Origin of the sequence: Rathayibacter sp. AY1F4 (assembly GCF_002931775.1) — a bacterium.
Classification (GTDB): domain Bacteria; phylum Actinomycetota; class Actinomycetes; order Actinomycetales; family Microbacteriaceae; genus Rathayibacter.
This window is the reverse complement of sequence record NZ_PSVE01000028.1, coordinates 26,805-53,218: the sequence shown is the minus strand read 5'-3', so window position 1 is coordinate 53,218 and position 26,414 is coordinate 26,805. Positions and strand designations below refer to the sequence as shown.

Sequence of the window (26,414 nt, the reverse complement as noted above, 5' to 3'; positions counted from 1 at the left end):
GGCGCCGAGGGGGCGGGCGGAGCAGCGGCGGCCGGACCGACGGCGGCCGGAGCAACGAGAGCAGCGGACTGCTCCGCTCCGCTCCCCGACGCCGCCACCAGCCGCACGTCGTCCGCGACGGCCTCCGCCTCCTCCGGGCCGGCCGCCGCGTTCAGCGCCGCGGCCGCCGCCTCCGCTCGCGCCAGGGCCTCGGCGGCCTCCGCCTGCAGTCGGCGGGCGGCCTCCAGGGCCGCGCGCGCCTCGTCCCTCGCCGAGGCGAGCCCGTCGTCGTCACTCATGGGCTCAGCCTAGGTCGGCGGCGCCGGTCAGTCCTCGCGGACGTGCCAGGACTGTCCGTACCCGCCGTCGGCCTCGGGGCGGGCCATCAGCTCGAGGAACGGGTCGGCGCTGAACGCCTCCGGCCCGAGCACTCCGGCGCCGGTCCACACGCCGGTCGCGAGGAGCTCGAGCGCGACCACCGGGTTGAGCGCCGTCTGCCAGACCACGCACTGGGTGCCGTACTCGGCCATCGTCCACTCGTTGTCGCTCACGTGGTAGAGGTACACCTCGCGGCGGGCGCCGTCCTTCGTGCCCGAGACGAAGAGGCCGGCGCAGGTCCTGCCCGTCATCCGCGGGCCGATGCCGGCGGGGTCGGGCAGCGCGGCGGCGACGACGTCGCGCGGCGAGACCTCGACGGGACCGCCGGCCGAGCGGACCCGCAAGGGCTCGGTGCTGTCCAGGCCGAGGAGGTGGAGGGTGCGCAGGACGCCGATGAACTGCTCGCCGAGGCCGTACTTGAAGGTGACCTTCTTGGCGTCGAGCCAGCGCGGCATCAGCAGCACCTCCTCGTGCTCGACGTTCACGCACTCGACCGGGCCGATGCCCTCGGGGAACTCGAACACCTCCGGCTCCGAGAAGGGGGCGGTGGTGTACCAGCCGCGGTCGCGCTCGAACACCACCGGCGGGTTCAGGCACTCCTCGATCGTGGTCCAGATGGAGAAGGACGGAGCGAAGATCTCGCGGCCGTCCGCGTCGTGCACGACGAGGTTCGCGCCGTCGCGCACTCCGAGCTCGTCGATCTCGTCGAAGAGGTGGTCGGAGGCGTAGCGGGCGAAGACGTCGGAGAGTCCCGGCTCCACGCCCATGCCCACCAGGGCGAGGCGGCCGCGGGAGGACCACTCCTCCGCCGCGGCGAACTGCTCGTCGCCGAGCTTGAGCCCCGTCAGCTCGTGGGGCCGCTCGGGGTGCGGGAGCGAGAGGCTCATCGCCATGTCGAGGTAGTCGGCCTCGGCGGCGAGCGCTCCGACGAAGATCGTCGGGACGAAGCGCGGCTCGACCGCGTTCATGACGTGGGTCGCCCCGTGCGCGCGGGCGACGGTCTCGACGTTCTCGGCATCGGAGGCGTCGATCCGCGCGGCGACGAAGCGGTCGTCGGCACCGTGCCGTTCCGCGATCCAGGCGACCGTGCGCTCGGCCCGGGCGAGGTCGTAGTCGCAGACGATGATCTGCTCGAAGAAGGAGCGGCGCGCGGCGATCTTCGCGAAGGCGTCGCCGACGCCGCCGGCGCCGACCAGGAGGATTCTCATGGGGACACCGTAGCGACGGATCGCGTCGTCCACCATGCCGAGCACCGACGGAATCGGAGCGGAGTGCGCCATTCGGCCACCGGATCCGTCACCGGGCGGCCCGCTCCCCCCGCTCGAGCAGGCGGAGGAAGCCGGAGAGGTGCTCGAGGCCGGTCAGCGAGGTCGGGAGCGAGGCGGCGAGTGCCGGCGAGTGCACCAGGTACGCCGCCCACTTCGCCCGCGAGACCGCGACGTTCAGGCGGTTGGGCAGGAGGAGGAACTCCATTCCGCGCGGGACGTCGGCCCCGGAGGACGCGGCGAGCGACACGATGGCGACCACCGCCTCCCTGCCCTGGAAGAGGTCGACCGTGCCGACAGGCGTCTCCTCGAGGCCCGAGGCGTCGAGTGCGGTGCGGAGGAGCCCGCCCTGGGCGTTGTAGGGCGCGACGACGATGACGTCGGCCGCGGTCAGCGTCCGCTCGCCGTGCTCGTCGGTCCAGGCGCGGCCGACGAGGGAGAGGGCGATCTCGACGACGCGCCTCGCCTCGTCCGGCGAGGAGGTGGTGTCGCCCGCGTGCTCGACCGGGACGGAGTGCACGCCCGGCTCGACCCCCTCCAGGTGGCGCACCTGCGGCGCCCGCGACCGCAGCGCGCCCTCGTAGGAGAGCTCGGAGACGGCGTCGGAGAGCGCCGGGTGCATCCGGTGGGTCTGCGCGAGGAAGTAGCCGTACTCGGGCGGGAGGACGTCGTGCCCGTCGGCGAGCCAGCCGAGCGCCGACTCGTCGACCGGCTCCGGGTGCGCGCCCTGGCTCACCTGGGGCAGCTGCTGCGGATCGCCGAGCAGGAGCAGCCGCTGGGCGGAGACGGCCGACGCGATCGTCGGAGCGAGCGAGAACTGCCCGGCCTCGTCGACCACCAGGAGGTCGAGCGAGCGGCGCGGCACGGTGACCGGGTTCGCGAAGGTCCAGGCGGTGCCGCCGATGACGCAGCCGCCGCCCTCCTCGAGGACCGCGGTGAGCGCCGCCGCGTTCTTCACCGGCGCCCAGGGCGCGGCCTCGAGCGCCTCGGGCGACGTGCCGTTCTTGGGCACCTTCGCCACGCGGGAGGGATCGACGCCGCGGCCGACGACGGCGCTCAGCACGTTCTCGACCACCGAGTGCGACTGGCCGACCACGCCGATGCGCCAGCCGTGCTCGTTCACGAGCCGTGCGATCACGTGGGAGCCGACGTAGGTCTTCCCGGTGCCGGGCGGACCCTGCACGGCGAGGGTCGCCCGGCCGAGTCCGAGCAGAGTGGTGACGACCGCGTCGATCACGTCGTCGCCCTGCACAGGAGCGACGGCTCCGGGCGGCACGCGGCGGAGGACGTCGAGCGCCGGGTCGGCCAGCATCGCGGGCAGCGCGTCGAGGACCTCGCCGCCCCACTCCGCGATCGCCTCGGGCTGGGGCGCGGCGCGCGGCGGCGGCGCGGGGGCGAGGGCGACCGGAGCGTCGTCGTGCGGATCCTCCCCCGCCTTCAGGCCCTCCTTGAGGAGCAGGACGATCCGCTCCCCGTCGTCGTCGACCGCGAGGATCTCGGAGCGCTCGGAGGCGCCGCGCAGACCGGGACCGGGCGAGGGCGCACCAGGGGGCGCCGGGGCCTCGTAGACCAGGTACGGCGACGAGCCGGTGCCGAGCCGGCTGCCGGGAGCGAGCCGGCCGAGGATCCGCAGCTCGCGCGACTGCGTGCGGGCGCGCGGGAGCTTCGCCCAGTCGCGGACGACCTCGACCCGGTCGATCATCACGACGTCGCGGGTGTCCGCCCACTCGTCCAGCGGCTGCCGGAGGCGGTCGAAGTGCTCCTGCCAGAAGGTCTTGGCCTCGCGGCGGTGGTAGTCGATCGCCGCGCCGGCGAGGGCGAGCGCGGTCTGGTCGGCCGTGCGCTCGCGCGGCTCGATCCCCTCGACCTGCGCCAGCAGTGCGACCGCGACCGGGTGCGGCTCGCGGGGCACGGGGATCTCGACCTCGAGCAGCGGCGGCAGCTCCTCGCGCGGCGGAGCGAGCTCCAGGAGCCAGTCCCGCAGGCGGAGCGTGGAGCGGCAGTCGTAGGCGTTGTACTCGGCGACGAGGTCGAGCCCGCGCTGCCCCTCGGCAGGATCGACCCTCTGTGCGGCGCGCGCCTCCACGTACATCTCGATGCTGTCGGCGGCGTTCGTGACGCCGGACGCGTCCCGCTCCTCCTCGCCCATGTAGAGCGGCTCCAGCTTCTTGAGCGAGTAGCTGCGCGAGCCCACGCGGAGCGCCCGCCGCACCATCGGGTACAGGTCGACCAGGACGCCGTCGCGCAGGAGCGCGTCGACCTCCTCCTCGCCGACCCCGTGGCGGAGCGCCAGCGAGAGGAGGTGGCTGCGCTCGTAGGAGGCGTAGTGGTAGACGTGCATCCGGGGGTGCTCGGCCCGGCGCGCCCGCAGGAGCGCGAGGAAGTCGAGGAGCGCCCGGCGCTCGGCCGCGAGGTCGTGCGCCCAGAGCGCGGTGAAGCGCTCCTGGTCGTCGACCATGCCGAAGAGGTAGTCGAGGCCCCACTCGCGGTTGTCCTCGGTGTGGAGCGGATCGCCCTCGAAGTCGAAGAAGAGGTCGCCCGGATCGGGCGCGGGCAGCCCGGCGAGCACGGAGGCGTCGATCACCTCGACGGCCGGCACCGGCGAGGACTCCGACCGCAGCTGCAGCCGCGCCTGGGCGCGCAGGCCCTCGAGCGTGCCAGCGCCGAGCCCGGGGACGGGGCCGTCGTGCTCGGCGAGGGCGTCGAGGGTGAGGACGCCGGCCGCCGTGAGCTTCGCCCGCTGGTCGAGCCGCATCCCGGCGACGAGGATCGGATCGCGGTGCGCCTGGACCTCGGGCGTGCAGACCGAGCAGCGTCCGCAGGAGGGGTAGCGCGGATCGCCCCACGCCAGCGGCTCGTCGGCGGCGAGGCGCTCGGCGAGCACGGCGCGGAGCCGTGCGCGCTGCACCCGCTGGACCGGGGCGACGACGGCCAGCTCGTGGCTGGTGACGGAGCCGTCGCCGAGCACGAGGTGCACCTGCTCCCCCACGCGGATGCCGCGCGCCTGCATCTGCTCGGCGTAGGCGGCGAGCTGCAGCAGCGCCGGGATCTTCGCGTGCCGGGCGAGCTTGGTGTCGTAGACCTCGTAGGCGCCGTCGGTGGTGCGGAGGAGGAAGTCCGAGAAGCCCAGGAACTCGCCGTCGAAGAAGGTGGCCTGGTAGAGCACGTCGACCCCGGCGCGCATCGCCTCGACGGCCGCCTCGGCCGCCGCGGGGTAGCCGGCGGGCTCGGGGCGCTCGAACTCGAGCACCTCGTGCGTGCGCTTCAGCTCGGCGAGGAAGCGGTGCTCGTGCTCGTCGCCGAGCACCGCGGTGCGCTCGAGCATCCCGTCCCTCTCGGCCTCGAGGCGCGAGGCGCGGCCGAGCAGGGCGTCGAACCGGCGGAGGACGGCCCACTCGCAGGCCGCCCAGTTCGACAGGTCGGTGGGGCTCGTGACCACGCGGCCGGACTCCAGGTACACGCGACTCCTTCCGCGATCACCGGGCGGCGATCGGCTCCAGGCTAGGGCGCCCCTCCGACACTCGTGCGGCTGCGGCCACCACCCGCGCCGCTCCGCCTCCGCGTGGCAGGCTGGGCCGATGACCCGCGCTCGCTTCGAGATCATCCCGGCCGACGACATCGGCGAGCGCGCCGCACGGGCGTTCCCGGACCCCTCCGCGGTGACGCTGACCGTGACCAGCCTGCCGAAGCACGGGACCGGGCGGACCGTGGACTGCGCGGTCGCGCTGGCCGGGCGCGGGTTCCGCGTGGTGCCCCACCTGGCGGCGCGGAACGTCGAGGGCCGCGCCGCACTCGAGCGGGTCCTCGAGCGGATGGGCGAGGCGGGGATCGACGAGGCGTTCGTGATCTCGGGCGACGCGTCCTCGGCGGCCGGCACCTACTCCACGAGCCTCGAGCTCATCCGCGACGCCCGCGAGATCTCACCCGGGCTGGCCCTGGACATCGCAGGCTATCCCGAGGGCCACCCGCACCTCTCCGACGAGAGCATCGAGCGGCACCTGCGCGAGCGCGCTCCGTTCATCCGCTCGATCGTCACGCAGATGTGCTTCGACGTCGACGCGGTGGTCCGCTACGCCGACCGGCTCCGCGAGACGGGGATCACGGCCGATCTGTGGGCGGGGGTGCCGGGGCCGGTCGAGCGCTCGCGGCTGCTGACGCTGGGCGCGCGGATCGGAGTGGGCTCCTCGCTCGGCTTCCTGAAGCGGAGCACCTCGGTGGCCGGCGGGCTCCTCCGCGGACGCCGCTTCGACCCGTCCGCGTTCGTCGCGCGCCTGGAAGCGGCGGCGGGCGACCGCCTGGCGGGCCTGCACGTCTACACCTTCAACGAGCTCGACTCCCTCGCCGCCTTCGGCTGATCGGCGAGCCTCCGCGCTCCTCGGGCGCCGATCCTCGGGGCCTCGAAGCCCTCGCAGGGAGCGCTGCGCCGGTCAGGTGGTGCGGCGGATCCAGATCGGCGGGTGCGGGAGCTCGGCCTCGGTGCGCAGGCGGCCGGCGAGCGGAGCCCAGACCACGAGCGCCACGCCGATCCCGAGCAGCAGGCCGCCGACGGTGTCGCTCAGCCAGTGGGCGCCGAGGTAGGTGCGGCTCGCCATCATCGCCACGGTGTAGAGGAAGCCCGCGATCCAGACCCACAGCAGCGGGAACACCAGGGCCAACACCATCGCCGTCGTCGCCGCGTTGGCGGTGTGGCCGGACGGGAAGGAGCCGTAGTCGCTGGTGACGAGCATGTCGGCCGGGCGGGCGCGTCCCACCAACTCCTTGACGAGCTGGGTGGCGCCCACGCTGACCAGCGCGGCGATCGCGTAGTAGAGCGCGGCCCACCGCCTGCGGAACACCAGCAGCACGGCGACGATGCCGAGCGGGATGAGCGTCGTGCCGACGAGCCCCGCTCCGACCGTGTTCATGACGAGGGCCGGGATGTCCCAGACCGGCGAGCGGTGCTCGACGATCTCGTCCATCCACTCCACGTCGAAGCGGAAGGCCGAGGTGGGGCGGAAGGCGATCAGCACGGCGAGCAGCACCGTGAGCAGGATCGCGAGCGACGCGGAGATCAGCGGCCAGCGGCGGGAGACCCGGTGGGCCGCCTCCTTCGTCAGCAGCCGGGCGGCGACGTCGTCGGACGGCACCTGCTCGCGCATCCGCGCACGCTGGACGGCGTCGGGGCGCGCGGTTCCGGGCTCGGTCGACAGGCGGTCGTCGCGGTGATCCATCCGGACATGATGCCGTCACACGGCGTTCCCCCGCTGGGGGTTGCGGGGCGGCTCGGCCGACCGTTCGGAAGCCCGGCGTCCGTGCGCCGGGGTTCGTGGCACGGTCCGACCGGCCGTGCGGATGCCCGGCCTTCCCCCGCGGGGGTTCGCGGCGCGGCTCAGCCGGCCGCGCGGGCCAGGCGGGCGGCGCGGAGGGCGTCGAGCCGGGTCGGCTCGGAGGAGCGCGCGAGGAGCCGCGCGGCGACGGCGCTCACGCGGGAGTCGTCCGAGGCGGAGGCCCGTTCGAGGGCGGCGGCCGCGTCGGGACCGGTGATCGAGCCGAGCGCCATCACGGCCGAGACCGCGAGCGCGGAGTCGTCGCTGCCGGCGGCCCCGTCCAGCGCGTCGACGGCAGGACGCGCGTCGTCGCCCAGGTAGCCGAGTGCGGCAGCGGCGTGACGCCGGACCGGCGCGGACCCCTCGCGGAGGGCCTGCTCCAGACCGGGGACGGCCGCGGCGCCGAAGGAGGCGAGGACGTCGGTGAGCACGTTCTGCGCCTCCGCGTCGTCGTCGCCGAGCAGGCCGAGCAGGACCGGCAGGGCGCGCTCGTCGCCGAGGCGGCCCAGCGCGAAGCGGGCCTTCGCGGCGACGGCGGGCTCGGAGTCGGCGGCCAGCGGGGCGATGTCGTCGAGCGTCGCCGGGTCGAGGATCTTGCTGAGCACGTGCAGCGCCTGCGTGCGCACTCGGGGCTCGCGGCCGAGCGCCTCGCGGGCGACGGGGACGGCGGCGGAGCCGAGGCGGCCGAGCGACCAGGTGAGCACGTCGCGGACGAAGAAGTCCGGCTCCTCCCACAGGTGCGCGGCGAGGGGCTCGGCGGTGGCGGGCTCGGCGATCTCGCCCAGGGTCATCGCCGCACGGAGGCGGACGTCGCGGTCGGGGTCGGAGAGCTCGGCGAGCAGGGCGGAGGAGTCGCGGAAGGACATGGGAGGGGACTGTAGCAGCGGCGCTCGGGAGCGGATCCAGCGAGGGCCGGAACGCCCGGGAGGAGCCGCAGGAGCGGGGCGTGCCGGACCGCCGGGACCCGGAGCCGAGCGCTCAGTCCTGCAGCACCGGGACGCTCCTCGGCCGGACGATCAGCCAGAGTGCCAGGATCGACACGGTCGCCGTCGCCATCATCACCAGGGCCATCGGCACGGCCGAGCCGGCGCCGAAGACCCCCGAGATCGGCGACAGCAGTCCGGCGGTGCCGAAGTTGACCGCTCCGAGCAGCGACGCGGCCGTCCCCGCCTCCCGGCCGTGGTTGACCAGGCCGAGGACCTGCACGCACGGGAAGCTGAAGCCGCAGGACGCGATGAAGAACCACAGCGGGACGAGCGTGCCCCAGAGCCCCAGCCCGAGCACGTCGAAGAGGGCGATCAGGCCTGCGGAGGTGAACAGCGTCAGCGTCGTGATCGCGAGGATCCACTGCGGCCCGATCCTCCGGCTGAGGTAGGAGGACGCCTGCACGCCGAGGACGACGCCGAGCGAGTTCACGGCGAAGAGCAGTCCGTACTGCTGCGCGTCGAATCCGTAGAGGCCCTGGAACAGGAACGAGGAGCTGGAGAGGTAGGTGAACAGGCCGGCGAAGGTCATACCCCCGATCACGGCCACTCCGAGGAACACGCGGTCGCTGAGGACGGCCCGGTAGCGCTGCACGAGCGAGCGGTGCTCGCGCTCGTGTCGGGCGGCGCGGGGCCGGGTGTCGACGACGAGCAGGCCGACGGCCGCGACGACCAGCACGCCGTAGGCGGCGAGGAAGACGAAGATCCCGCGCCAGTCCATGATCAGCAGCAGCTGCGAGCCGATGACCGGCGCGAGCACGGGCGCGAGGCCCGACACCAGGGCGAGCCGGGACAGCATCCGCACCAGCGGGCGTCCGCCGAAGAGGTCGCGGACCATCGCCATCGCGACCACGCCGCCCGCCGCCGCGCCGGCTCCCATCAGGAAGCGGAAGACGCCGAGGGTGATGATCTCGGGGGCGAGCGCCGCGCCGACGCAGGCCAGCACGTGCAGCGAGGTGGCCAGGAGGATCGGCAGGCGCCGCCCGACCGCGTCGCTCCAGGGGCCCACGACCAGCTGGCCGAGCGCGAAGCCGAGGGTCGTGCCGGTGAGGGTCAGCTGGACCGCCGCCTCCGACACGTTCAGCTCGCTCTGCAGCGCGGGGAACGCCGGCAGGTAGAGGTCGATCGTGAACGGCCCGAGGGCGGTCAGCGAGCCGAGGACGATCACGTAGACGAGGCGCTGGCGGGCCGTCAGGGCGTCGCCCGGGTGGCGGTGCACGGGGAGAGAGCCGGTCGGAGTCGAGGCGGGAGTGGACACGGAGTGCCTTCCTGCGCAGGGCGCAGCGGGGTGGGAGGGAGTGGTGCGGCCGGTGTCGTCCTCGGCGCGGGAGCGGACCTCGTCGGCTCCCGCGCCGCTCGGTCGAATCAATTCGATCACGTGTCGGACAGCGGCGCCACCCCTCGGCCCGCCGTCGGGTCAGACCGGGTGGAGCGGAGTGCCGAGCGGGTCGGCGAGCAGGCGCTCGAAGGCGAGCTCGGCTGCGCCCAGCATGAGCAGATCGGCGCCGAGCTCGGTCCGAACGATGCGCACGGAGTCGAGCGCGACCCGGAAGGGGCCGCCGCGGCCCAGGCGCTCCTCCAGGAACCCCGGCGCGACTCCGATCAGCGCCCCGAGGAAGCCGCCCAGCACCACGAGCTGCGGGTTGAACACGTTGATCACGTTGCGCAGGGCGACCGCGAGGTGCCCGAGCTGGCGCTCGACCTCGGCACGGACGGCCGGGTCCTCGGAGGCGGCGAGCGCCTCCTCCAGCCGCTCGCTCTCGTCGAGGCCGAGCACGGTGAGCAGCTCGGCGCGGCCGACCTCGGTCTCGAGGCAGCCGACGGCGCCGCAGTGGCAGTCGATGCCCGCGCTGTTGACGAGGGTGTGGCCGATCTCCCCCGCGTAGCCGTCGATGCCGTGCAGAGGCGCGCCGCCGACGATGACGCCGGCGCCCACTCCGCTCGCGCCGCCGTTGAGGTAGACGAGGTGCGAGACGTCGCGGCCGGCGCCAAGGACGCTCTCGGCGAGTGCACCGAGGTTGGCGTCGTTCGCCGAGAGGACGGGCAGGCCGGTCGCGTCCGCGAGCATGCGGGAGAAGGGCTCGTCGTCCCAGCCGAGGTGCGGGCCGACCCGGACGAGGCCGTCGGCGTCGCGGACGAGGCCGGGCACGGCGACGCCGATGCCGACGGTCCGCGTCTCCTCGGGCAGCTCGGCGAGCAGCTCGGCGACCGCCTCGGCCGCCAGACGCGCGGCGGCCTCGGCGGTGGGGACGGAGGCGGAGCGGCGGATGCGGCGGCGGACGACCGCGTCGACGCCGACCACGGCGACCGTGACGGCGTCGATCTCGGGGTTCACGGCGAGCGCGACGACTCCGGGATCGGCCTCGACGACGGGGCTCGGCCGGCCGACCTGGTTCGGCGTGGCGGGCTCGCGCTCGCGCACGATGCCGAGCTCCACCAGCTCGCCGACCAGCGCCGCGATCGTGGAGCGGTTGAGGCCGGTCAGGCGGGTCAGCTGCGAGCGGGAGCGGGGGCCGCCGCGGTGCACGAGGCGGAGGATCGCCGAGAGGTTGTGCCGCCTGACGCGGTCGAGGTTGTTGCCGCGCGTCGCGTGGTCGGGCATCCGCGGTCTCCTCTGCTTGCGGGGGTCAGCCTAGCCGGGGGCGGGGCCGGGGTCTCGAGGGGAGGGCTGCGCCCGCTGCTCGATCAGCAGGAGGGCGCCGCTCAGGCCTCGACCCAGGTCCAGGTGCCGGCCGGGCCGTCGACCGAGACCTCGCCGCCGGTGCGCGTCACGGTGAAGACCGTCTCCTCCCCCGTGTCGTGCGCGACGACCCGGACCGGCGTCGCGCCGTCCGGCCCCGGGAACACCCTCAGCTCGAGCCCGTCGAGGTAGTCGTACTCGGCCGAGTCCTGGCGGGCCCCCACCGGGATCACCGCACCCTCGCGCACGTACAGCGGCAGCGAGTCGAAGCCGTGGACCTCACGACGCCACTCCCCCGTCGAGACGATCCGCTCGCCCGTCCACCAGCTCGTCCACGTCCCGCGCGGGAGGTAGAACTCGACCGTGCCGTCCTCGGTGAACACCGGAGCGACGAGCAGGTCGTGCCCGAGCAGGTACTGCGTGTCGAGGTGGGCGGCGCTGCGGTCGTCCTCGAACTCGAGCGCCATCGGGCGCATGATCGGGACGCCGGTGCTCGCCGCCTCCGCCCCCGCCGCGAAGAGGTAGGGCATCAGCGAGAGCTTCAGCCGGGTGAAGAGCCGGGTGACCTCCACGGCCTCCTCGTCGAACGCCCACGGCACGCGCACCGAGGAGGATCCGTGCAGCCTCGAGTGCGAGGAGAGCAGGCCGAACGCGAGCCAGCGCTTGAACACTCCGGGATCGGGCGTGCCCTCGAAGCCGCCGATGTCGTGCGCCCAGAAGCCGAACCCGCCCAGCGCGAGCGAGAGGCCTCCGCGCAGGGTCTCGGCCATCGACACGTAGGAGGAGGTGTTGTCCCCGCCCCAGTGCACCGGCAGCGACTGCCCGCCGACCGTGGCGCTGCGGGCGAAGAGGACCGCGCGGCCCTCGCCGAGCTCCTGCTCGAGCACCTCGTGCACCGCGCGGTTGTAGAGCTGGGTGTACCAGTTGTGCATGGCCTCGGGGTCGGTCCCGTCGGCCCAGACGACGCCCTCCGACGGGATCCGCTCGCCGAAGTCGGTCTTGAAGGAGTCGACGCCCTGGCGCACGAGGACGCGGAGCTTCTCCTGGAACCAGGAGGTCGCCTCCGGATTCGTGAAGTCGATCAGCGCCATGCCGGCGACCCACATGTCCCACTGCCAGACGTCGCCGGAGGCCGTTCTGAGCAGGTACCCCTTCTCGCGCCCCTCGGCGAACAGCGGCGAGGCCTGCGCGATGTACGGATTGATCCAGACGCAGGTGTGCAGTCCGCGCTCGTGCAGGCGGGCGAGGATCCCCTCCGGGTCCGGGAAGGTGCGCGGGTCCCACTCGAGGTCGGTCCACTGGAACTCGCGCATCCAGAAGCAGTCGAAGTGGAACGCCGACAGCGGCAGCTCCCGCTCCGCGAAGCCGTCGATGAAGGAGTTCACCGTCTCCTCGTCGTAGCTCGTGGTGAAGCTGGTCGTCAGCCAGAGCCCGTAGCTCCAGGCGGGCACGACGGAGGGGCGGCCCGCGAGGCCCGTGTAGCGCCGCAGCACGTCCTTCTTCGTCGGGCCCTGGATCACCAGGTACTCCAGCGCCTCGCCGCCGACCGAGAACTGCACGCGCTCGACCGCCTCGGAGCCGATCTCGAACGAGACGAGGCCGGGATCGTTCACGAGCACGCCGTAGCCGCGGCTGGAGAGGTAGAACGGGACGTTCTTGTAGGCCTGCTCGGAGGAGGTGCCGCCGTCGGCGTTCCACACGTCCACGGTCTGGCCGTTCTTCGCGAAGGGGCCGAAGCGCTCGCCGAGCCCGTAGACCAGCTCGCCGACGCCGAGGTCGAGCTGCTCGTGCAGGTAGGCGGCTCCGTCCGGTCCGGTCAGGTAGCCCTGCGCCTTGTGCCCGGAGCCGGTGAGGCGCGTGCCGGTCGAGGTGTCCCAGAACTCCAGCGACCACGGAGCGCCCTGCCTGATCCGGACCTCGAGGTCGCCGGTGCGCAGCACGCCGCCGGACTCCGTCACCTCCGCCGCTCCGACGTCGCCCCCGGCCAGCTCGAAGCCGGGCCGCACCGCCGTCCCGCGCCAGTGCTCGATCCGCACCCGCGCGACCCCCTCGGCCGGCGAGGACACCGTGACCGTGAGCGCCGGCCGGTTGAGGACGTCGCCGCGGCCCTGGATGACCCGGGTCGGGGCGATCACCTCGAGCGAGGTGCCGTCGGTGCGAATGTCGTACGCCTCCTGCGCGAACAGGGGCGTGAATCCGGCCCGCGTCTGCCAGAACCCGTCGGTGAACTTCATGGGGGTGCCTTTCGATGGCGCGCCGGCGGATCCCGCGAGGGAGGCGCCGACGGAGGGAGAGAGGGCTACTTGACCGCGCCGGCGGTGATGCCGCGGGTGAGGGTGCGCTGGAAGATCAGGAAGAAGATCAGCGTCGGGAGAAGGCCCAGGAGAGCGCTCGCGCTGGTCGTGGTGACGTCCATGATCTTGTCGCCCTGGAGGCTCGAGATCGCGATCGGGACGGTCTGCGTCGCGTCGCTCACCAGGAAGACCAGCGGGATGAGGAACTCGTTCCAGGTCCAGATGAAGAAGAAGATCATCAGCACCGAGAGGGTGGGCCGCGAGATCGGGACGATCACCCGGGTGAGGACCTGCCACTTCGAGGCGCCGTCGAGAGCCGCGGCCTCGAGGATCTCCTTCGGGAAGGTGCCGTAGACGCTCGAGAGCAGATAGGTGCCGAACGCCGACTGGATGACGGTGAAGATGACGATGACCGACAGCTGGGTGTCGTAGATCCCGACCGCTTTGAACATGTAGTACAGCGGGTAGAGCAGGGCCTCCTGCGGGAGCATGTTCGCCAGCAGGAACAGGACGATGATCCAGCTCCGGCCGCGGACCCGGCCGATGCCGATCGCGTAGGCGTTCAGCACCGAGAGGGCGACGGCGAGGATCGCGACCGACCCCGAGATGAGGATCGAGTTGCCGAGCTTCTCGGGGAAGTCGACGCGGCTCCAGAAGGTCGAGAGGCCGTCGAAGGAGAGGCCGGTCGGGAAGGCGAGCGGGCCGTTCGCCGAGTACTCCGCGGGGGTCTTGAAGGAGTTGAGCAGGATCAGCAGCACCGGGCTGATGATCACGAGCCCGATCACCACGGCGACGGCGAGGATCACCCAGTCGCCGAGGGTGCGCTTCGTCGTGCCCTTCGCGGGCTTGGCGGGACGGGAGGACGAGAGGTCCGCGTCCTCCGTGCCGGCCTGGGTGAGGGGCAGGGTCTCGATGGCCGACATCAGCGGGCTCCTTCGCTGCGCTCGACGCGCTCCTGGGCGCGGATGAACAGCACGGCGAGGATCACGATGACGATCGTGAGCGCGGTCGCGATGGTGGCGCCGTAGCCCACCTGCTGCTTCTGGAAGAACTCGGTGTAGGAGTAGTAGGAGGGGACGATCGTGGAGTCGCCGGGGCCGCCGCGGGTCAGGGCGTAGATCGGGCCGAAGACCTTCAGCGCGGCGATGGTGCAGGTGAGGGTGACCACGAAGATCTCGGGCCGAATGATCGAGACCGTGATCCAGCGGAAGCGCTGGAACCAGTTCGCCCCGTCGAGCTCCGCCGCCTCGTAGAGCTCGGGGTCCACGCGCTGCAGCGCCGCCATGAAGATGACGACCGGGTAGCCCAGCTGCACCCAGATCATCACGACCATGATCGAGAGCATCGCGGTGTCCGGCTTGCCGAGCCAGTCGTGCGAGAGGGAGCCGAGCCCGACGGCCTCGAGGATCGAGTTCAGCGCGCCGTTGTCGGGGCGGAGGATCCAGCCGATGACGATCGCGGCGATGACGGTCGGCAGGATCTGCGGGAGGTAGTAGGTGGCGCGGAGGAAGCTCGCCAGGCGCCCGCCGAACTTCTTGCCGACGAGATCGAAGAGGATCGCCGCGAGCAGGAGTCCGAGGATCGTGGGGACGATCACCATCGCGATGATCATGTAGACCGAGTTGAGGAACGAGGTCCAGAACTGGTCGTCGCCCATCAGCTCGATCCAGTTGTCGAGGCCGATGAAGATCGGCGGCTTGATGCCGCGCCAGGACGTGAAGCTGATGTAGACGTTCCAGATCAGCGGGATCAGCACGATGAACGTGAAGAGCACGAACCCGGGGATCAGGTAGAGCCAGTAGCCGCCGGAGCGCTTCTCGCGGGGCGGCGTCGTGGGAGGCGGCGCGCTCTCCGCGCGACGAGGTGCTGTCGTCGTCATGGGTACTCCTAGGTCGGACGGGGTCGTGGGCGTGCTGGGGCGGGATGCCGCTCCGGTACGGAGGCGACGGCATGTCGTGTACCGGAGCGGCATCCAGCGGGGGGGGGTGGAGGCCCGGCGGTGTTCGTGCGACCCCCTCGAGGGGTCGCCGTCACGTCCTCAGGTCGTCCGCTGCCGTTCCACGCCTGCAGGCGCGGGGCCGGCCGCCGTGGCCGACATCACGTGACGCTTCCGCGTCACTTGATGTCGGCGACTCCGTCGTCGTACTTGGCCTGGAGGTCGGAGAGCATGGCGGACTCGTCGGAGGAGCCGTTGATGAGCTCCTGCGTGGCGGCGACCAGGTCGTCGTAGAAGGTCGCGGTGGGCCAGTCGGGGTAGAAGGAGAGCTGGTCGCCGTCGACGACCGTCTTCCACTGCGAGAGCAGCGCCTTGCTCTTCTCGTCGGTGATGGCGCTCTCGTCGACGACCAGCGGGATGCCTCCGTTGTTGCCGATGAGGTTCTGGATCTCGGGTCGCATCGTGATGTCGATCCACTTGTAGGCGAGGTCCTTGTTCTTCGCCGTCTCCGGGATCACCCAGTGGTTGCCGGCGGAGCCCATCGTGAACTCGGCACCCGGGAAGAGGAACGTGTCCCACTCGAATCCGGTGATCTCGGTCTTGAAGCGGCCGAACCACCAGGAGCCCGAGAAGAAGATCGGGTACTCGCCCGAGATGAACGCCGTGCCCGCGTCCTCCGCCTTCAGCCCGGAGGCGTCGGCCGAGAAGTAGCCCTTGTCGACGTAGGTCTTCAGCTGGTCGGCCGCGTAGCTCCAGGCCGCGTCCTCGAAGTCGACCTCGCCCGTGTAGGTCTGGTAGTCGGTGATCCAGGAGCGGTCGGCCTTCAGCAGCGCGAGCTGGTAGAAGAGCTGCTGCAGCGGGTACTCGGCGCCGGCCTCGGCCAGCGGGGTGATCCCCTTGGCCACGAAGGCGTCGAGGACGGCCGTGAACTCCTCGTAGGTGGTGGGGACCTCGAGGCCGTTCGCGGCGAAGGCGTCCTTGTTGTAGTAGACGAAGGTGAACTCGCCGTAGTTGGGGATGCCGTACCAGGAGCCGGAGCCCATGATCCCGTTCTCGTCGTACTTCGCGGTGGTCTGCAGCGCGCCGGGGATCAGCGAGTCCCAGCCGTAGAACTCGACCGCCTCGTCGAGATTGGTGAGCAGGCCCTGGCTCGAGAGGAGTCCGCTGGTCGCGTTGCCCTTGTTGTACTCGACGACGTCGGGCGCCGAGTTGGAGTTGAAGATCTGGCTGGCGCCGGTGCGCAGCTGCTCGAAGGCCTTGAATTCGTACGCGATCTCGGCCCCCGTCTCCTGGGTGAAGATGTCGCGGGCGGCGAGCCAGGCGATGCCGCGGTCGCTGTCGGGCGTCTCGAAGTCCCAGAGCGTGAGGGTGCGGCCGGCGCCGTCGACCGTGGTCGAGAGCGCGTCGGAGCCGGCGTCGGAGCCGCCACCGGAGCAGGCGGCCAGCGCGAACATCGCGCTGAGGCCGACTCCGCCGGCGAGGAGGTTGCGCCGGCTGAGACCGGCGGTCGGGCGGTGGAAGGCGGAGCGGGATCGGAGCGACATTGCGGTGGTTCTCCTTCGAACGGTGCGGTGGTGCTGCGGAGGTGGTGCAGGGAGCGCTCTCTCGCGGGGGCGTGGTGTCGAAGCGTTTCGACAGTGCGCAGAGCCGGAGCGGGCAGGAAGAGGGTGGAGGACTAGAGGGAGGCCGGCGCGGGAGTGCCGGACGGGACCGCCGGCACCGGAGCGCCGGTCGGAGCGACCGCGAGGGATCCGCGGTCGACGTAGGAGGGCGGGAGCAGCTCGACACCGACGGTGCGGCCGGAGTCGATCTGCTGGAGGGTCCGCGCGACGGCCGCTCGGCACATCGCGTCGAACGGGAGGGGAAGACTGCTGGTCGGGACGGGGAGGGCTCCGCCGTCGTAGCTGGCGCAGGCCGCCAGGATCGACAGGTCACCGGGGACGGAGAGGCCGCGCTCGAGGACGCGCTCGATCGCCGCCTCCGCCACGGGCTCGTTGCAGTGCAGCACGAGCGCGGTGGGCGGGACGGGTGCGGCGAGGATCGCGTCGATCGCGGCCTGTGCGCTCGGGCGGCCGATGTGCGGGCGCTCGACCGCGATCTCGACTCCGAGCGCCGCGGCCTCGGCGCGGAACGCCTCGTCGAAGCGGCGGACGAAGCCGGCGTTGCGGTCGGTGTAGGACTGCGGGTGCTCGAGCAGGCCGAGCGAGCGGTGGCCCAGCTCGGCGAGCCGGCGGACGCTCTGGCGGGCGGCCTCGGCGAAGTCGAGGTCGACGCAGGCGAGATCGTGGGAGTCGGCGGGCACGCCGATGAAGGTGGCGGGGACCCCCGCCGCGCGGATCAGCTCGGCGCGGTCGTCGTCGTCGTCGACGCCCATCAGGACGATGCCGTCGACGAGCGAGGAGGAGGAGACGCGCCCGATGCCGCTGGAGGCCTCGTCGGTGACGAGCAGCAGGACGTCGTAGTCCGACTCCCGGGCACGCTCGAGCACCTCGGTGACGAAGCGCATGTGGGTCGGCAGATGCAGCTCGCCGCGCATCGGGGCGGAGAGGGCGAGGATGTGGGTCCGCGCCCCGGCGAGCATCCGGGCTCCCGCGTGGGGCCGGTAGCCGAGCTGGCGCACCGCGTCGTCGACGCGCTGCCGGGTGGAGGCGGCGATCGAGCGCTTGCCGGAGAGGGCGTAGGAGACGGTGCTGATCGAGACTCCGGCAGCGCGGGCCACGTCGTGGATGGTCGCCATGGCTCCTCCTGCCGGACGTCGTCGTCGGTCGCGGTCGAGCTTCGAAGCGCTTCGACCGGTCGTGCTGGAGCGACTGTACGCACAGTCGAAGCGCTTGCGCAAGCGATCCTCGCGACGACCTCCCCGGGCGTCGGCCCACTCCGCGAGCGGTTCCGCGGCACGAACGGGCGGCACCCGCGAGGGGCCGGAGGGCGACGCGCCGGGCCTTCCGCTCGTTGCGCCTCCCGACCCTCAGGGGATATGTTGGGCTCAACAACAATTCGGCGACGTCGCCGGAAAGGATTCGGATCCCATGTCCCTGACCCCCACCCGCGCCGACAAGTTCTCGTTCGGCCTCTGGACCATCGGCTACAACGGGACGGACCCGTTCGGCGGCCCGACCCGCGAGCCGCTCGACGTCGTCCACGCGGTCGAGAAGCTCGACGAGCTCGGCGCGTACGGCCTCACCTTCCACGACGACGACCTGTTCGCCTTCGGCTCCACCGACGCCGAGCGCCAGACCCAGATCGACCGCCTCAAGGGCGCGCTGGAGTCCACCGGCCTCGTCGTGCCGATGGTCACCACCAACCTCTTCAGCGCCCCGGTCTTCAAGGACGGCGGCTTCACCTCGAACGACCGCGACGTCCGCCGCTTCGCGCTGCGCAAGGTCCTCCGCAACATCGACCTCGCCGCCGAGCTGGGCGCGAAGACCTTCGTCATGTGGGGCGGCCGCGAGGGCGCCGAGTACGACTCCGCCAAGGACATCCGCGCCGCGCTCGAGCGCTACCGCGAGGCCGTCAACCTGCTCGGCGACTACGTCACCGACAAGGGCTACGACATCCGCTTCGCCATCGAGCCCAAGCCGAACGAGCCCCGCGGCGACATCCTGCTGCCCACGCTCGGCCACGCGATCGCGTTCATCGACTCCCTCGAGCGCCCCGAGCTCGTCGGCGTGAACCCCGAGGTCGGCCACGAGCAGATGGCGGGCCTGAACTTCACCGCCGGCATCGCCCAGGCGCTGTACCACGGCAAGCTCTTCCACATCGACCTCAACGGCCAGCGCGGCATCAAGTACGACCAGGACCTGGTCTTCGGCCACGGCGACCTGCACAACGCGTTCTCGCTCGTCGACCTCCTCGAGAACGGCGGCCCCGGCGGCGTCCCGGCCTACGACGGCCCGCGCCACTTCGACTACAAGCCCTCGCGCACCGAGGACGAGACCGGAGTCTGGGACTCGGCCGCCGCGAACATGCGCACCTACCTGCTGCTCAAGGAGCGCGCCGCGGCCTTCCGCGCCGACCCCGAGGTGCAGGAGGCGCTGGCTGCCGCGAAGGTCGCCGAGCTCTCCACCCCGACGCTGAACGAGGGCGAGTCGTACGACGACCTGCTCGCGGACACCGCCTCGTACGAGTCGTTCGACGCCGACGCCTACCTCGGCGGCAAGGGCTTCGGCTTCGTGCGCCTGCAGCAGCTGGCCACCGAGCACCTGCTCGGCGCCCGCGGCTGACCCGCACCCCCTGAGCCCGCGGTCCGCCGCGGGACGACCTGAGACGGACGAGATCCCCTGCACCCGCACGGGGTCTCGTCCGTTCTCCTGCATCCGGCCCGGCCCAGCACGCGCCGCGAACTCCCCGAACCCCCCAACGAAAGAGGACAGCGATGACGCTCGTCGCAGGGATCGACTCGTCGACCCAGAGCTGCAAGGTGGTCGTCCGCGACCTCGACACCGGCGCCGTGGTGCGCACCGGCCGAGCGAGCCACCCGGACGGCACCGAGGTCGATCCGGCCGCCTGGTGGGAAGCGCTGCAGCTCGCCCTCGCCGACGCCGGCGGGCTCGACGACGTCGCCGCGATCTCGGTCGGCGGCCAGCAGCACGGCATGGTCGTCCTCGACGAGAGCGGCGCCGTCATCCGCCCCGCTCTGCTCTGGAACGACACCCGCAGCGCGCCCGCCGCCGCCGCGCTCATCGAGGAGCTCGGAGCCGGGGCCTGGGCGGAGCGGACCGGATCGGTGCCGGTCGCCTCCTTCACCGCCACCAAGCTCCGCTGGCTGCGCGACGCCGAACCGGAGAACGCCGCCCGTGTCGCCGCCGTCGCGCTCCCCCACGACTGGCTGACCTGGCGCCTGCTCGGCTACGGCCCCGACTCCGCCCGCGGTCCGCAGCTCGACGCCCTCACGACCGACCGGTCGGACGCGTCCGGCACCTCGTACTGGGGAGCGGACGGCTACGACCTCGACCTGCTCGAGCGCGCCCTCGGCCACCGCCCGCTGCTCCCCCGCGTGCTCGGCCCCTCGGAGGAGGCGGGCCGCACCGAGAGCGGACTCGTCGTCGGCCCCGGCGCGGGCGACAACGCGGGCGCCGCGCTCGGCCTCGGCGCCGGCCCCGGCGACGTGGTCGTCAGCATCGGCACGAGCGGCACCGTCTTCGCAGTCACGGACGACCCGGTGCGCGACGCCTCCGGGACCGTCGCCGGCTTCGCCGACGCGAGCGGGCGCTTCCTGCCGCTGGTCGCGACGCTCAACGCCGCGCGCGTGCTGGCCTCGACCGCGACCCTGCTCGGCAGCGACTTCGACGAGTTCGCCGCACTGGCGCTCGAGGCGGAGCCGGGTGCCGACGGCCTCGTGCTGGTCCCCTACTTCGAGGGCGAGCGCACGCCGAACCTGCCGGACGCGACCGCGAGCCTGCACGGGATGACCATCGCCTCGACCACGCGGCCGAACCTCGCCCGCGCGGCGATCGAGGGCATGCTCTGCGGACTGGCCGACGGGCTCGACGCCGTTCGCGCGCAGGGAGTGGAGGCGCGGCGCATCCTCCTCATCGGCGGGGCCGCGCAGAACCGCGCCGTGCAGCTCGCGGCCTCGCAGGTGTTCGACGTGCCCGTGCAGGTGCCGACGCCCGGCGAGTACGTGGCCGACGGTGCCGCCGTGCAGGCCGCCTGGGCGCTGACCGGATCGCGTCCGACGTGGACCGTCACCTCGGTGGCCGAGCCCGCGCCGGACCACCGCCCCGTGATCCGCGAGCAGTACGCGACCGCTCGAGCCTGAGGATCCGGCCCCGGCCCTCATCCAGGGCCGGGGCCGCGCCGCAAGCCCCAGTGGACGGGGAGCGGAATCGCGCTACTCTTATTACTCAGCCAGCTGACTAATGGAGGAGCGACATGACCGCCACACGAACCCCCGACCGCGCCGACCGGATCCGCCAGGTCGTCGTCGCCGTGAGCGCGGTGCTCGCCCTCATCGGCTCGTTCATCGGCTCGGGCGCCGCGGGCGGCACGCAGATCCAGAACGCGGCCGGCGGCGCCCTGACCGCGTCCTCCACCCCCATCGCTCCCGACGGCCCCGCCTTCGCGATCTGGAGCGTCATCTACACCGGCCTCATCGCCTACGCGATCTGGCAGTTCCTGCCCTCGCAGACCACCCGCACCCGCCACCGCCGGCTGGGCTACTGGGCCGCCGCGAGCCTCCTCCTGAACGCCGCGTGGATCCTGGTCGTCCAGGCCGGCTTCCTGACGCTCAGCGTCGTCGTGATCGCCCTGCTGCTGGCCGTGCTCGCGCGCATCTTCGTGATCCTGCGGACCACCCGGTCGGCCGGAGTGGTCGACGCGATCGTGACGGACGGCACCTTCGGGCTCTACCTCGGCTGGGTGTGCGTGGCCACGGCCGCGAACGTCACCGCCGGGCTCGTCGGCGCGGGAGTCGGCAGCGCGGACGGTCCGGGCGCCGCGGTCTGGGCGGTCGTCGTCCTCGCCGTCGCCGCGCTCGTCGGACTCCTGATCGCGGTCACCGGCCGCGGCCGCATCGCCCCGATGCTCTCGCTCGTCTGGGGACTCTCCTGGGTCGCCGTCGGCCGCTTCGCCGGCGAGCTCGTCTCGGTCCCCGCCGGGATCGCCGCGCTGGTCGCCGCCGCCGTGGTGCTGGTGGTCACCCTCCTCGTCCGCGCCACCGCGGGACGCCGGGTCAGCGCCGCCTGACCCTTGCGCGACGAAGGCCGAGAGGCCGGGACAGCCCTGGTCCGGGGCCGCCCGGCCTCTCGGCCTTCGTCGTGGTGGCGGATCAGGTGATCAGCGTGTCGACGTACTCCCGGTTCTCGTCCATCCACGCGGCGAGGGCGGCGGAGCGGTCGTCGGCCCCGTCGTTGAACAGCGCGTTCTCGAGCGAGTAGAGCGTCTTCGAGTCCTTCCGGAAGTCGCGGATCCAGCGGCTCATCGTCGGGTAGTCCGCGTCGAAGGCGGCCGAGCCGAAGGAGTGGATCCCCTCCGCCTGCCCGAGCAGGCCCTTCGGGTCCTCGAGGTCCTTGACCGGGAAGGCGTCGTAGGCCCAGTGCGGGCGCCAGAGCGTGACGGCGATGTTCTCGCCCGCGGCGGTCGCGCTCGAGAGCTCCTGGAGCATGGCCGGCGTCGACGAGGTGAGGTAGTCCATCCCCTCCAGGCCGTAGCCGGGGATGACGTCCTCGGTCGTCGTCTTGTTGAGACCGGAGCCGGGCTCGATGCCGATCAGGCGGTTCCCGACGACGCCCGGGTCGGCGGCGAGCTCCTCGAGGGAGTCGATCGGGGCGTCCTCGTTGACCGCGATGGTCAGCTTCGCCTCGTCGTTCCACGCGCCCAGGTCGACGATCGAGTCGCCGTACTGCTCGACGTACCGCGCGTGAGTGAGCGGCAGCCAGGTGTCGAGGGCGAGGTCGTAGTCGCCGGTCGAGAGGCCCTGGAAGCCGGGGGCGACGTCGGCGTTCTGCAGGGTCACGTCGTAGCCCTGCTCCTGGAGCACCGCCTCCCACAGAGCGGAGACGGCGATCCCCTCGTCCCAGCCCTGGAACACGGCGACGGTCACGTCGGTGCGGTCGCCGTTGTCGACGGAGGCGGCGGTGGCGGGAGCGGCGAGGGTCGCGGCCCCGAGGGACGCGACCAGGCCGATCGAGACGACGCCGACGGCCGAGCGGGTCGCCACGACGGCGCGGCGGTTCTTCGCCCGGGCGACCCTCGCCGGCGAGGGCGAGCCCAGCGCGCCGGTCATCCGGTCGAGGACGACCGCGAGGATCACGACGGAGATGCCCGCCTCGAAGCCGAGCGCGACGTCGATCCGGTTGAGGCTCGCGACGACGTCGCCGCCCAGCCCTCCGGCGCCGACCATGCCCGCGATGACGACCATCGAGAGCGAGAGCATGATGACCTGGTTGAGGCCCGCGAGGATCGAGGGCAGCGCCAGCGGCAGCTGGATCTGGCGGAGGATCCGCCACTTCGAGGAGCCGAACGACTCCCCCGCCTCGACGAGCTCCGGGTCGACGCCGCGGATGCCCAGCTCGGTGAGCCGGACGCCCGGCGCCATCGCGAACACGATGGTCGCGACGATGCCCGGCACCACTCCGACCCGGAACAGGATCAGCGCGGGGATCAGGTAGACGAAGGCCGGCATCGTCTGCATCAGGTCGAGCACGGGCCGGATGACCGCGGAGGCCGTGCGGTTGCGCGCGGCGAGCACGCCCAGCGGCACGCTCAGCGCGATGGCGATCACGGAGGCGACGAGCACCAGCGCGAGGGAGTCCATCGCGTTCTCCCACTGGTCGACCCCCACGATCAGCAGGAGCCCCACGGCGGTGCCGGCCGCGAAGACCCAGCCGCGGACGGCGTAGGCCAGTACGGCGAGGAAGGCGACGATCACCCAGAAGGGCGGTGTCGCGAGGACGAGGTCGACGCCGGAGTAGAGGGCGCCGAAGACGGTGCGCAGCAGGTCGAAGACCGGCTGGAAGGTCTGCGTGAGGACATCGACGGCACCCTCGGCGAGGGCGCCGAGCGGGAGGCGGAATCCGAGATCGGTCATCGTGCACCTCCGTCCGCCGCGAGGACGGCGTCGTCGACGGGGCCTCCGGTCGCGTGCAGGGTCGCGGTGACGACCTCGGTCGAGACGGTCGCGGGCGGCTCGATCACCGGGTGCTCGCCCGTGCGGGCGGGCACGTTGCCGAGCGCCGCGAGCAGGGTCACCCGCGGGATCGCTCCGAGCAGACGCCCGTCGGCGTCGACCACGGCGACCGGCAGCGCCGACTCGACGGCGGGCTCGATGACCTCGCTGAGGGCGGTGTCCGGACCGACGGTGACGACGTCGGAGGTGAGGACCGCCGAGAGGTCGCCGGTGCTCCGGCGCACCTGCTCGATCACGTCGCGGTCGCGGACCGTGCCCAGCAGGCGTCGTCCGCCGCCGACCACGAACGCGGCCGAGGTCTGCAGGTCGCGCATGCTCCTCAGCGCGGCGCGGGGACCGGCCGCGAGGGTGACCACGGAGCGCGCGGGCTCCATCACGGCGGAGGCGGTGAGCACGCGGGCCCGGTCGACGTCCTGCACGAACTGGGCGACGTAGTCGTTCGCCGGGTCGGTGAGGATCTCCTCCGGGGTGCCGATCTGGACGATGCGGCCGTCGCGCATCACCGCGATGCGGTCGCCGAGGAACATGGCCTCGTTGAGGTCGTGCGTGATGAAGACGATGGTCTTGCCGAGCTCGTGCTGCAGCTCGATCAGCTGCTCCTGCATCTCGCGGCGGATCAGCGGGTCGAGCGCCGAGAACGCCTCGTCCATCAGCACGATGTCGGTGTCGGCGGCGAGCGCCCGGGCGAGGCCGACGCGCTGGCGCATGCCGCCGGAGAGCTCGTGGGGCATCTTCTCGTGCCAGCCGGCGAGACCGGCGCGCTCGACCGCGAGCATCGCCCGCTCGCGGCGCTCGGCCGCGGGGACGCCCTGGATCTCGAGCGGGTACGCGACGTTGTCGAGCACGGTGCGGTGCGGGAGGAGCGCGAAGTGCTGGAACACCATCGACACCGACGAGCGGCGCACGCGGCGCAGCTCCGCCTCGGAGACGCCGGTGATGGTGGAGCCCTCGATCAGGACCTCGCCCGCGGAGGGCTCCTGGAGCCCGTTCAGCATGCGGATCAGGGTGGACTTCCCGGAGCCGGAGAGGCCCATCACGACGAAGATCTCGCCGCGGCGCACGGTGAAGGACGCGTCGATCACCGCGGCCGTGCCGAGTCCGGCGAGCTCGCCGCGGTCGGCGCCCTCGCTCAGTCGGCGGACGACCTCGTCGGGCTTCCGGCCGAACACCTTGAAGAGGTGGCGGGCCTCGAGAGCGGGGGTCGCCGGATCGGCGCCCGCCTCGCTCCGGGGCTCGCTGATGGTCTGCTGGTTCTGGTGCACGTACACTCCGTCGGCGCGCAGGGACGACGCCCTGCGCTCATCTCGTGGTGCCGGGTCGGGAGCGTGGGACAGCCGTGCGTCGAGCCTCCGCGTGCGTCCCGCCGCTCAGCGCGGCAGGGGGTGGAGGCGAGAGCGTCCGAGGCGGCCTCGGGGCCGCCTCCACTCCCGTTGACCGTACGATCGCGGCGCGTCCTGGGGGGACGCCGTGCGAGCGCGGACCGGTTCATCGGGGCCCGTGAGGACCGCCGACCACGGTAGCCGCGGAGCCGCCGAGGGGCAAACGTCGGACAATTGCGGGGGCGGGTCCAGGGGTGGTGATGAACCGATCGGCGCGAGCGAATGTGCTGGTCGGAGCTCGTTTCCGGAGTGTTGCGCGATCGTTACCGTGATGGCGCGGCCGGAGGCGCTCGTTCCGGCCGGTCTCCATCCGCCGCTGCGCGGCCGGCGAGGAGGCCCCGCAGCTCAGACGGTGGTCTCGCCCGCCGGGCCCGAGGGGGCCGCCGCGCCGACTCCACTGACGGGCTCGCCCTGCCAGGACACGAGCGTCCACGCGTCTCCCGAGCCCTCGAGGACGACGACGCCGGTGTTGTCGAGCAGGTGGTCGGCGATGAAGCGCGCATCGAGGTCGAGGGAGCGCAGACCCGCCCAGCAGCGGATGGCCGCGCCGTGGCTGACCAGCGCGACGACCTCGTGCCCGAGCGCCTCCGCCTCCGCCACCACCGCGTCGTAGCGCGCCGCGAACTCGTCGCCCGTCTCGCCGTCCGCCAGCCGGATCGACGTCTCGCCGCCGGCCCAGCGGAAGACCGTGCCCATGTACTCCTCGACCGCCGCGTCGTCGCCGCGCATCTCGAGCCCCGCGGCCGCGACCTCGCGGATGCCGTCGCGCTCGATCGGCTCGAGCCCGAGCGCCGCGGCGAGAGGGGCGGCCGTCTCGTGGGTGCGGACCATCGTCGAGACGAGCAGCGCGCCGATCCCCTCGCCCGCGAGCCGACCGGGCAGCGCCGCGGCCTGGGTGCGGCCGAGGTCGGTGAGCCCGGGTCCGGGGATGCGGGTGTCGAGGAGCCCGGCGACGTTGGAGGGGGTCTGGCCGTGGCGGATCAGGAGGAGGCGCATCCGCCCACGCTAACCGCGGAGGCTGGGCTTCCGGGGCGCGCGTTCGCGCTCGCTCCCGCCGTTGTGCGGCGAGTGCGGCGCTGCCACGATGTGCGGGGACGCTCCCGGACCGGGAGCCGCAGACGGACGGGACGGGCGGACATGGCCTCCGAAGACGGTTTCTCGAAGGACGAGCGCGCGGCGATGAAGCAGCGCGCGGCCGAGCTGCGGGCGGAGGCGAAGCGGCAGAAGAGCGCCGACAAGGCCGATGCCGACCGCAGGGACGCGGAGGCCGCGATCGCCGCGATGACCGACGAGGAGCGGCCGATCGCCCAGATGCTGCACGACGTCGTCGGCGAGACCGCTCCCGACCTCCTCCCGAAGACCTGGTACGGCTTCCCCGCCTACGCGCGCTCCGACGGCAAGGCGATCGTCTTCTTCCAGCCCGGCGCGAAGTTCGGCACGCGCTACTCGACCCTCGGCTTCCAGGACGGCGCCCAGCTCGACGACGGCACGATCTGGCCGACCGCCTACGCGCTCGTCTCCGCCGACGCCGAGACGCGCGCCGCCGTCACCGAGCTGGTCCGCCGCGCGGCCGGGGCCTGACCCC

19 protein-coding genes and 1 pseudogene are annotated in these 26,414 nt (G+C 72.7%); 5 read left to right on the top strand and 15 right to left on the bottom strand.

Annotation, left to right across the window (positions count from 1 at the left end; translation table 11 throughout):
• The 3 genes and pseudogenes from C5C59_RS15185 to C5C59_RS15175 form a co-directional block, all read right to left on the bottom strand.
• A pseudogene (locus C5C59_RS15185) lies at positions 1–278 on the bottom strand (hypothetical protein); the annotation flags it as partial.
• Positions 279–305: 27 nt separating this feature from the next.
• Positions 306–1,565, bottom strand: coding sequence for a saccharopine dehydrogenase family protein (locus C5C59_RS15180; protein WP_104239667.1), 1,260 nt, complete (start codon positions 1,563–1,565; stop codon positions 306–308).
• 88 nt (positions 1,566–1,653) lie between these two features.
• Complete coding sequence (locus C5C59_RS15175) at positions 1,654–5,082, bottom strand: bifunctional RecB family nuclease/DEAD/DEAH box helicase (protein ID WP_104239666.1); 3,429 nt, start codon at positions 5,080–5,082, stop codon at positions 1,654–1,656.
• Positions 5,083–5,200: 118 nt separating this feature from the next.
• Between C5C59_RS15175 and C5C59_RS15170 the strand changes: the two genes are divergently transcribed.
• Entirely contained in the window at positions 5,201–5,977 is a 777-nt protein-coding gene (locus C5C59_RS15170; protein WP_104251307.1) for a methylenetetrahydrofolate reductase, read from the top strand.
• Positions 5,978–6,049: 72 nt separating this feature from the next.
• Here C5C59_RS15170 and C5C59_RS15165 read toward each other — a convergent pair whose 3' ends face one another.
• From C5C59_RS15165 to C5C59_RS15125, 9 genes are all read right to left on the bottom strand, one after another.
• Complete coding sequence (locus C5C59_RS15165) at positions 6,050–6,832, bottom strand: phosphatase PAP2 family protein (protein WP_258062797.1); 783 nt, start codon at positions 6,830–6,832, stop codon at positions 6,050–6,052.
• Between the two features lie 158 nt (positions 6,833–6,990).
• Positions 6,991–7,794: a HEAT repeat domain-containing protein gene (locus C5C59_RS15160; RefSeq protein ID WP_104239484.1), complete on the bottom strand. Its 804-nt coding sequence runs from the start codon at positions 7,792–7,794 to the stop codon at positions 6,991–6,993.
• Positions 7,795–7,906: 112 nt separating this feature from the next.
• Positions 7,907–9,169 carry a multidrug effflux MFS transporter gene (locus C5C59_RS15155; RefSeq protein ID WP_104239485.1) on the bottom strand — a complete coding sequence of 421 codons (1,263 nt, stop codon included), beginning with the start codon at positions 9,167–9,169 and terminating at the stop codon, positions 7,907–7,909.
• Positions 9,170–9,328: 159 nt separating this feature from the next.
• Positions 9,329–10,513 (bottom strand): ROK family transcriptional regulator, encoded by a 1,185-nt coding sequence (locus C5C59_RS15150; protein WP_104227455.1) that lies wholly within the window; start codon positions 10,511–10,513, stop codon positions 9,329–9,331.
• Between the two features lie 101 nt (positions 10,514–10,614).
• A complete protein-coding gene (yicI, locus tag C5C59_RS15145) occupies positions 10,615–12,825 on the bottom strand; it encodes an alpha-xylosidase (RefSeq protein ID WP_104239486.1) in 2,211 nt (736 codons plus the stop codon).
• Positions 12,826–12,890: 65 nt separating this feature from the next.
• A complete protein-coding gene (locus C5C59_RS15140) occupies positions 12,891–13,808 on the bottom strand; it encodes a carbohydrate ABC transporter permease (protein ID WP_104227354.1) in 918 nt (305 codons plus the stop codon).
• Positions 13,808–14,764, bottom strand: coding sequence for a carbohydrate ABC transporter permease (locus tag C5C59_RS15135; protein ID WP_104224874.1), 957 nt, complete (start codon positions 14,762–14,764; stop codon positions 13,808–13,810). The genes C5C59_RS15140 and C5C59_RS15135 overlap by 1 nt, the downstream gene beginning before the upstream one ends.
• A gap of 236 nt (positions 14,765–15,000) precedes the next feature.
• Positions 15,001–16,365: an ABC transporter substrate-binding protein gene (locus C5C59_RS15130; RefSeq protein ID WP_244229596.1), complete on the bottom strand. Its 1,365-nt coding sequence runs from the start codon at positions 16,363–16,365 to the stop codon at positions 15,001–15,003.
• Between the two features lie 131 nt (positions 16,366–16,496).
• Entirely contained in the window at positions 16,497–17,558 is a 1,062-nt protein-coding gene (locus C5C59_RS15125; protein WP_104227356.1) for a LacI family DNA-binding transcriptional regulator, read from the bottom strand.
• Between the two features lie 292 nt (positions 17,559–17,850).
• Here C5C59_RS15125 and xylA point away from each other — a divergent pair, with 292 nt between their 5' ends.
• From xylA to C5C59_RS15110, 3 genes are all read left to right on the top strand, one after another.
• Positions 17,851–19,044: a xylose isomerase gene (gene xylA, locus C5C59_RS15120; RefSeq protein WP_104227357.1), complete on the top strand. Its 1,194-nt coding sequence runs from the start codon at positions 17,851–17,853 to the stop codon at positions 19,042–19,044.
• Between the two features lie 152 nt (positions 19,045–19,196).
• A complete protein-coding gene (gene xylB / locus C5C59_RS15115; protein ID WP_104239263.1) occupies positions 19,197–20,582 on the top strand; it encodes a xylulokinase in 1,386 nt (461 codons plus the stop codon).
• Between the two features lie 113 nt (positions 20,583–20,695).
• A complete protein-coding gene (locus tag C5C59_RS15110) occupies positions 20,696–21,508 on the top strand; it encodes a tryptophan-rich sensory protein (RefSeq protein ID WP_104239262.1) in 813 nt (270 codons plus the stop codon).
• Positions 21,509–21,590: 82 nt separating this feature from the next.
• Here C5C59_RS15110 and C5C59_RS17720 read toward each other — a convergent pair whose 3' ends face one another.
• From C5C59_RS17720 to C5C59_RS15095, 3 genes are all read right to left on the bottom strand, one after another.
• Complete coding sequence (locus C5C59_RS17720) at positions 21,591–23,351, bottom strand: ABC transporter permease/substrate binding protein (protein ID WP_104239261.1); 1,761 nt, start codon at positions 23,349–23,351, stop codon at positions 21,591–21,593.
• A complete protein-coding gene (locus C5C59_RS15100; RefSeq protein WP_258062796.1) occupies positions 23,348–24,712 on the bottom strand; it encodes a glycine betaine/L-proline ABC transporter ATP-binding protein in 1,365 nt (454 codons plus the stop codon). The genes C5C59_RS17720 and C5C59_RS15100 overlap by 4 nt, the downstream gene beginning before the upstream one ends.
• Positions 24,713–25,174: 462 nt before the next feature.
• A complete protein-coding gene (locus tag C5C59_RS15095) occupies positions 25,175–25,825 on the bottom strand; it encodes a histidine phosphatase family protein (protein ID WP_104239260.1) in 651 nt (216 codons plus the stop codon).
• Positions 25,826–25,966: 141 nt separating this feature from the next.
• Between C5C59_RS15095 and C5C59_RS15090 the strand changes: the two genes are divergently transcribed.
• On the top strand, positions 25,967–26,410 hold the full coding sequence (locus tag C5C59_RS15090) for a hypothetical protein (RefSeq protein WP_104227361.1): 444 nt from the start codon (positions 25,967–25,969) through the stop codon (positions 26,408–26,410).
• Positions 26,411–26,414: the final 4 nt, after the last annotated feature.

Excerpts from the sequence above, each read along its gene's own strand:
- yicI (WP_104239486.1), bottom strand. The coding sequence starts at position 12,825 with ATGAAGTTCACCGACGGGTTCTGGCAGACGCGGGCCGGATTCACGCCC.
- C5C59_RS15090 (WP_104227361.1), top strand. The coding sequence starts at position 25,967 with ATGGCCTCCGAAGACGGTTTCTCGAAGGACGAGCGCGCGGCGATGAAG.
- C5C59_RS15110 (WP_104239262.1), top strand. The coding sequence starts at position 20,696 with ATGACCGCCACACGAACCCCCGACCGCGCCGACCGGATCCGCCAGGTC.
- C5C59_RS15170 (WP_104251307.1), top strand. The coding sequence starts at position 5,201 with ATGACCCGCGCTCGCTTCGAGATCATCCCGGCCGACGACATCGGCGAG.
- C5C59_RS15095 (WP_104239260.1), bottom strand. The coding sequence starts at position 25,825 with ATGCGCCTCCTCCTGATCCGCCACGGCCAGACCCCCTCCAACGTCGCC.
- xylA (WP_104227357.1), top strand. The coding sequence starts at position 17,851 with ATGTCCCTGACCCCCACCCGCGCCGACAAGTTCTCGTTCGGCCTCTGG.
- C5C59_RS17720 (WP_104239261.1), bottom strand. The coding sequence starts at position 23,351 with ATGACCGATCTCGGATTCCGCCTCCCGCTCGGCGCCCTCGCCGAGGGT.
- C5C59_RS15165 (WP_258062797.1), bottom strand. The coding sequence starts at position 6,832 with ATGGATCACCGCGACGACCGCCTGTCGACCGAGCCCGGAACCGCGCGC.
- C5C59_RS15135 (WP_104224874.1), bottom strand. The coding sequence starts at position 14,764 with ATGACGACGACAGCACCTCGTCGCGCGGAGAGCGCGCCGCCTCCCACG.
- C5C59_RS15180 (WP_104239667.1), bottom strand. The coding sequence starts at position 1,565 with ATGAGAATCCTCCTGGTCGGCGCCGGCGGCGTCGGCGACGCCTTCGCG.
- C5C59_RS15130 (WP_244229596.1), bottom strand. The coding sequence starts at position 16,365 with ATGTCGCTCCGATCCCGCTCCGCCTTCCACCGCCCGACCGCCGGTCTC.
- C5C59_RS15125 (WP_104227356.1), bottom strand. The coding sequence starts at position 17,558 with ATGGCGACCATCCACGACGTGGCCCGCGCTGCCGGAGTCTCGATCAGC.
- C5C59_RS15160 (WP_104239484.1), bottom strand. The coding sequence starts at position 7,794 with ATGTCCTTCCGCGACTCCTCCGCCCTGCTCGCCGAGCTCTCCGACCCC.
- xylB (WP_104239263.1), top strand. The coding sequence starts at position 19,197 with ATGACGCTCGTCGCAGGGATCGACTCGTCGACCCAGAGCTGCAAGGTG.
- C5C59_RS15140 (WP_104227354.1), bottom strand. The coding sequence starts at position 13,808 with ATGTCGGCCATCGAGACCCTGCCCCTCACCCAGGCCGGCACGGAGGAC.
- C5C59_RS15150 (WP_104227455.1), bottom strand. The coding sequence starts at position 10,513 with ATGCCCGACCACGCGACGCGCGGCAACAACCTCGACCGCGTCAGGCGG.